This window comes from Methylophilus sp. (genome assembly GCF_035460085.1).
Lineage (GTDB): Bacteria > Pseudomonadota > Gammaproteobacteria > Burkholderiales > Methylophilaceae > Methylophilus.
The window spans coordinates 1-4,105 of sequence record NZ_DATHWZ010000080.1 but is presented as its reverse complement, the minus strand read 5'-3'; the positions used below and the strand labels follow the sequence as shown (position 1 = coordinate 4,105).

The 4,105-nt window shown below is 56.2% G+C and carries 3 protein-coding genes; all 3 read left to right on the top strand.

Annotated elements, in window-relative coordinates; all coding sequences use genetic code 11:
• On the top strand, nt 1–1,214 hold a 1,214-nt coding region (locus tag VK958_RS11130), incomplete at its 5' end, for a type I secretion system permease/ATPase (RefSeq protein ID WP_325241300.1).
• Nucleotides 1,211–2,941: a type I secretion system permease/ATPase gene (locus VK958_RS11125; protein WP_325241298.1), complete on the top strand. Its 1,731-nt coding sequence runs from the start codon at nt 1,211–1,213 to the stop codon at nt 2,939–2,941. The genes VK958_RS11130 and VK958_RS11125, both read left to right, overlap by 4 nt.
• A gap of 10 nt (nt 2,942–2,951) precedes the next feature.
• The coding region (locus VK958_RS11120; RefSeq protein ID WP_325241296.1) for an HlyD family type I secretion periplasmic adaptor subunit at nt 2,952–4,105 on the top strand (1,154 nt) is incomplete at its 3' end.

Below are 4,105 nucleotides of genomic sequence, written 5' to 3'. Positions count from 1 at the left end.
TCAGCCGCCATACGGATGTGATGCAGTCCATGCAAATGATGGCGCCGGTGGAGCAACGCTGGTTAAAAAGCCAGCACGGCTTTTTATGGCAACAGGCGCAGGCTTCCGAGCTGGCAGGTAAAAATTCGGCGGCTTCACGCTGGTTGCAGACCATGCAAACCAGCCTGATCCTTGGCCTGGCCTGCTACCTGTTTATTGAAGGCGAATTGTTCAATGGCGGCGCGATGATGATCGTGGCATCGATCCTGGCAGCGCGTGTGCTGGCCCCCCTGGTGCAATGCGTCGGGCATTGGAAAACCTACGAGCAAGCGTGGACGGCATGGCAGCGGATCGAAAGCCTGTTTGCCGGAGCTGCGCAAAAAGGCGAGGGCCTGGTACTGCCTCCTCCGACCGGTGCGATTGCAGCCGATCAACTGGCCTATGCCCAGCCGCAAGCGGGCAAGGCGCAGGCAGAAGTATTTATCCGCCAGGTCCATTTTAATTTGCCTGCCGGAAATGTGCTGGTGGTGGCTGGTGCTTCCGCATCCGGCAAAACCACCCTTGCCAAACTACTGGTGGGCCTGGTGCCGCCAACCAGTGGCCGTGTGCGCTACGATGGTGTGGATGTGCATGGCTGGGATAAAAACCGGCTGGGACCCTATGTAGGGTATCTGGCACAAGAAGTGGATCTGTTTGATGGCCGCGTCATCGATAATATTTGCCGCTTCAAAACCCCTGATACACAGGCTTTGGCTGAAGTGATCGACCTGCTGGGATTAGCTGACTGGATCAATCAGCTGCCGGAAGGATTGAACACCCTGATTGGTCAATCCGGCGTGCCGTTATCCGGCGGTGAACGGCAATTGCTCGGGCTGGCGCGTGCCCTGTATGGCAAGCCCCGTATCGTGGTGCTGGATGAGCCCAACGCCAATCTCGATACCGCTGCCGAGCGCATTTTCCAGCTGGCCATCGCCCGCCTGAAACAGCAGGGTACGACCTTTGTGATTATCAGCCATTTGCAGCACATCCTGAACATTGCGGATTTCATGCTGGTGATGTGCCAGGGCCAAATGATCCGCTACGGCAAGCCGAATGATGTGCTGGCCAGTTTTCAGCCTGAGGCTGCCAAGGCCGAGACAGCCAACACCCATGCAGTAAAAACGCAAGCTGCCAAGCCACAAGTCGTTAAATCTCAAGTGGTTCAACCACACGTAGTGAAAGCAGCACAACCATGAAACCGGCCAAGCAATATTCATTATGGCTGCTGGTCAAGCCTTTCCGCACACAGTTCATGCAGATGGCCTGGCTTAGCTTGCTGACCAATGTGCTGATGCTGGTGCCTACGCTGTACATGCTCCAGTTGTATGACCGGGTCATGCAAAGCCGTAATACTCTGACGCTGGTGGCGGTGACTGCACTGACGGCCGGTTTGCTGTTACTGATGGCTGGAGCCGACTGGCTGCGCAACCTGTATGCGATCAAAACCGGGGTGCAGTTTGACCTGACTTACGGGAAGCAGATTTTTTCCGCCATTTTTGATACGCGCACCTATTTGAATACCGAAATAAGGCAGCACCAGTCACCGGTACAGTCGTTGCAGCAACTCACGACTGTCAGGCAGTTTATGACCGGGCAAGGGTTGTTTGCCATGTTGGATATGCCCTGGAGTGTGGTGTATATCACTGTGCTGTTCGTGCTGCACCCGGTGCTGGGGGCGACCGCTGTCGTGTTTTGCCTGGTGCAATGTGCAGTGGCCTTGTGGAACCAGAAAGTGATTGCAGGGCCGGCACAGCAGGCGCAGCAAGCTAAACAGTTCACTGAAAACTTTATTCAGCAGAAGATCCGCCATTTGCAAACCAGCCATGTGCTAGGCATGTCGCAAACGTTGCGCCAGCGCTGGCAGGCGTTATTGTCCGAGCAGTCGCAAGCCGAAACTATCTGGCTGGCGGCGAGTGACCGCAGCCAGTTTGTCAATAAATGGGTGCGTTACACCATGCAATCGCTGATGCTGGCGATTGCCGCCTGGTTGACCATTAAAGGCCAGATCAGTGTCGGTTCCATGATTGCATCGAATGTACTAATTGCGCGGGCCTTGCAACCGTTTGATGTGATTGTGCATAGCTGGCGCCAATGGCTGCAGGCCAATGTCGCTGCCAGTGACCTGCAGTTGATCCTCGAGAACCGCCAACAGCAGTGGCAAGTATTGCCTGTCATACAGCCGTTACAGCGCCCTTATCACTTGACCCTGGAATCAGTGAGCGTGGAACTGCAGTCACGCCGTATCCTGAACAACCTGAACGTGAGCATTTCACCAGGCCGTTTGCTGTGCATCATGGGCCCTTCCGGCTCTGGCAAGAGTACATTGGCCCGTTTACTTGTGGGTGTGATCTCGCCGCACGCAGGCAGCTATCAGATCAACCAGTCAGCCATCCAGGCCAACAATGCCCGCACCCTGCTCACCAGCGTGGGCTACCTGCCGCAACAGGTGTCATTGCTGGAGGGCACCATTGCCGAGAATGTGGCCAGGTTTGGCGAGCTGGAAAGCCAGTACATACTCCAGGCGTGCCAGCGGGTGGGCTTGCATGAAGCGATCCTGCGCCTGCCGCAAGGCTACGATACCCGCCTTGATGAGCAGGGCTTGCCGCTATCTGGCGGGCAACGCCAATTGCTGGGCCTGGCACGCGCCATTTACAAAGAGCCACCATTATTAGTGCTGGATGAACCGAATGCCAGCCTGGATGAATTTGGTGAAGCGCGACTGATGGAATTGCTGCAAGCCCTGAAGGTGCTTGGCACTACTATTGTCGTGGTGACCCATCGTTCCGGCGTACTGAAAGTCACCGATGACCTGCTGATCCTCAAACGAGGAGAGGTCGTGCATCATGGCCCGCGTGATGCCGGTATCGCCTACCTGAATCAATTGCAGTCTGCTTCTTCAAGCATGCCTGCGGAACCCACGTGAGTTTATTGCCATGTATTCAACCCCTGTGTCCCTGACGCCTGTTCCTGACAATGTGCATGCGATTGAGCGCTATGCCCAGCACACTGGTCACACCAGAAAAGGGGCGATTATCCTGCTGGCCGGCGTGATTGGTTTTGTGATCTGGGCGGCCTATGCGCCACTGGATGAAGGCGTGCCGACTGAAGGGCAGGTCAGTATCGAAAGTAACCACAAAGTGGTGCAGCATTTGTCAGGCGGCATTGTCAGTGCCCTCTTTGTGCAAGAAGGCAAGGAAGTGAAAGCGGGCGACCTGTTATTCAAGCTGGATGACATGGCGAGCAAGGCACGTTATGAAGAGGTGCGGCAACGCTATGCAGGGTTGCGCGCACAGGAGGACCGGTTACGCGCCGAGCAGTTGCACCGCAGTGTCATTGACTTTCACCCTGACTTGCTCGCCCAGCAGCAAGACCCGCTGATCCAGCAGCAAATGCGTAACCAGACGCAATTGCTAGCCGCCAGGACTTCTGCACTGGCCGCCGATATTGCCGGAAAAAAAGAATCCATCGCCGGCTATGAGGCGATGGTGCAAGGCTATCAGGGCATGCTCTCCAGCCATGAATCGCAACTGACCCTGCTTGAAGACCAATTGCAAGGCGTGCGCGGCCTGACCGCAGAAGGTTACGCGCCACGTAACCAGCAGAATGACCTGGAACAACGCGTGGCGGCATTGCATGGCGAACGCGCCAATACCCAGGCGAATATCATCCGCGCACAGCGGGCGATCATGGAGCTGCAGCAGCAGATCAACCAGCGTAACCAGCTGGAGCGTAAAGAGATGGATGCCGAAATGGCGCAGGTCAAACTGCAGGTAGAAGCCGATGCGCAAAAGGTGCTGGCGTTGCGGGATGAGTTGGGCCGTACCGAAATCCGTTCGCCGGCATCCGGCCAGGTGGTCGGTTTGCAGGTGCATACCCTGGGCGCGATCATCCAGCCCGGACAGAAACTGATGGACATTGTGCCTTCAGGGGAGGCGTTGATCGTGGATGCGCAGATCCCGCCACATCTGATAGACAAGATCCATACCGGCCAGGCTGCTGATGTGCGCTTCTCCACTTTTGCCAACAGCCCGCAATTACTGGCGGAAGGACAACTGAAATCAGTCTCCAAAGATCTGCTCAGCAAACC

Coding starts and splice junctions, on each gene's coding strand:
- VK958_RS11125 (WP_325241298.1), top strand. CDS start 1,211: ATGAAACCGGCCAAGCAATATTCATTATGGCTGCTGGTCAAGCCTTTC.